At 61.8% G+C, this 2,511-nt stretch carries 2 protein-coding genes; both read right to left on the bottom strand.

Features of this window, described 5'->3' with window-relative positions:
- Nucleotides 1-1,067, bottom strand: a 1,067-nt coding sequence (locus ACEQXV_RS15215; protein WP_370269873.1) for an NAD(P)/FAD-dependent oxidoreductase, incomplete at its 3' end; no start/stop codon positions are given.
- A complete protein-coding gene (locus ACEQXV_RS15210) occupies nt 1,064-2,422 on the bottom strand; it encodes a glutamine synthetase family protein (RefSeq protein ID WP_370269871.1) in 1,359 nt (452 codons plus the stop codon). The genes ACEQXV_RS15210 and ACEQXV_RS15215, both read right to left, overlap by 4 nt.
- Nucleotides 2,423-2,511 lie beyond the last annotated feature (89 nt).

Raw genomic sequence — 2,511 nt, 5'->3', positions numbered from 1 at the left:
ACGGGCAGTCGCTGTGCGCTAATACCGAGCGTTCCGCCCCACGCGTGGGTAATCTTCACGCCCTTGAGTTGGGGGAAGACGGTTTCCAGCGGCTTGCGCACGGTGCCTTCGATATCCGACGGGAACTTGTAGCCGTAGGATTCTCCGCCGCCGAAGAGCAGGCGGCCATCGGCGGACATGCGGAAATAGTTGATCACGAATTTGCTGTCGGCCACGGCGATGTCACGTGCCAGAACACTGGCGGCGCGGTCCCCGAGCGGCTCTGTCGCGGCGATGAAGTTGTTGATCGGCATGACCCGAGAGGCGACGCCGCTGACCAAACGGCCCAGATATCCGTTGCCCGCGAGGATCACATGCTTCGCGCGGACGAAGCCCTTGTCACAGCGCACGACGGGGTCTGCGCCTGGTTCGACACGGTGGACCAGCGTATTCTCGTGGATGGTCGCGCCCGCCGCTTCGGCCTTGCGTGCGAGCGACAGAGCAAGGGCGAGTGGGTTCACATGGCCCGCGCCCCAGTCGACACTGCCGCCCTGATAGCACGGGCTACCGATCAGGGCCTGCATGGCGTCGCGGTCCAGCTTTTCGACTTGGTCATAGCCATAGTGTTTGGCCAGATGGTCCGCGTCGGCCTGTGTGTCCGGCACATCGCTGGCGTGCCATTCGGCATGGGCGACACCGGGGCGATAGACGATTGCAGGGTCTTCGTCCGCCAATGCGCGGACCAAGGCTTTGGCATCTTGGCTCAGGTCCCAGAGCAGGCGGGCATTGCCCGCACCCATGCGGGCTTCCAGCCATTCCTGACCTTTGTTGAACCCGCTGCCGACTTGGCCCCCGTTTCGGCCAGAGGCGCCCCAGCCTGTGCGGTGCGCCTCGACCACGATGACTTTGAAACCGCGCTCGGCCAATTGCCACGCCGCAGACAGACCGGTGTAGCCCGCACCCACGATGCAGACATCGGCCTGTGCTTCGCCGCGCAGCGGTGGGCGGGCATCTGGCACATCCAGAACGTCGGCATACCAGCTTGGCGGGTAGTGACCTTGGCGGTCGTTGGCAAAGAGCAGATTCATACGTTGGTCAACAGATGCTCACGTTCCCAAGGGCTGATCACTTGCAGGAACTCTTCGTATTCAGCGCGCTTCACGATGGCGTAGACACGGGCAAAATCGATCCCGAGGATTTCGTGCAGCTTTGTGCAGTCGTCGAATTCATCCAGCGCTTGCCCCAAGGTTTGCGCGAAGTCGCCGTCGCCATCATAAGCATCGCCGCGGAATTGCTTGGTCGGGCGAATGCCCTCCATCATCCCAAGATACCCAGCGGCCAAGGACATCGCGATCCCCAGATAGGGGTTGCAGTCCATCCCCGCGAGGCGGTTCTCTACACGGCGCGACTGCGCATCCGAGATCGGAATGCGGATGCCTGTCGTGCGGTTGTCGCGGGCCCACTCAAGGTTAATGGGTGCGGCGTGATCTTTGACGTAGCGGCGGTAGCTGTTCACGTAGGGGGCCATCACGGCAATCCCAGCGGGCAGGTAGCGCTGGAGCCCGCCGATAAAGTGATAAAATGCGTCCGTTTCCCCGCCCTGAGGACCAGAGAAGATATTTTCGCCGGTTTCGGTGTCGATCACCGAGTGGTGGATGTGCATCGCGCTGCCCGGCTCGTCCGCAATGGGCTTGGCCATGAAGGTCGCATAGCAGTTGTGACGCAGTGCAGCCTCTCGGATCAGGCGTTTGAAGTAGAACACCTCGTCCGCCAGCTTGACCGGGCTGCCGTGGCGCAGGTTGATCTCGAGCTGGCCTGCGCCGCCTTCTTGGGTGATGCCGTCAATCTCGAACCCTTGGGCTTCGGCAAAATCGTAGATGTCGTCGATCACGGGGCCGTATTCATCCACCGCCGACATCGAATAGGCCTGACGGGCGGCCGCCGGACGGCCTGAGCGGCCCATCATCGCCTCAATCGCTTTGGAGGGGTTGGTATTCGGGGCAACCAGATAGAACTCCATCTCGGGCGCGACGATCGGCTTCCAGCCTTGGGCTCTGTACAGATCGACGACCCGTTTCAGCACGTTGCGCGGCGAAAACGAGATCGGGTTGCCAGCGCGGTCAAATGCATCGTGGATCACCTGAAGCGTCCAGTCGCCTGTCCATGGCGCCGCCGTCGCGGTGCTCATGTCAGGCTTTAGGATCATGTCCCGTTCAATGAACCCTTCATCGCCCGCAGCTTCGGCCCATTCACCGGTGATGGTTTGATAGTAGATCGAGTCTGGCAGGTAGAAATGGTTCTGACGGGCAAACTTCGAGGCCGGAACGGCCTTGCCACGGGCGATGCCGGGCAGGTCAGAGATGATACACTCGACCTCGTCGAGGCGGTTATCGCCTAGGTAGGATTGAACGGCTGGCGGCAGGTTGCTCAGCGTCGCACTCATGAGATGCCCTCTCCGCGCATCAGGCGAGTCACTTTGCTCGCGATTTGCGCATTGTCATTGCGTTTGGTCAGGTGGTCTGTCGCGCTGTC

This window comes from Nioella sp., from assembly GCF_964229645.1.
Lineage (GTDB): Bacteria > Pseudomonadota > Alphaproteobacteria > Rhodobacterales > Rhodobacteraceae > Nioella.
The sequence above is the reverse complement of the archived record's forward strand: the minus strand, read 5'-3'. Positions and strand labels throughout refer to the sequence as shown.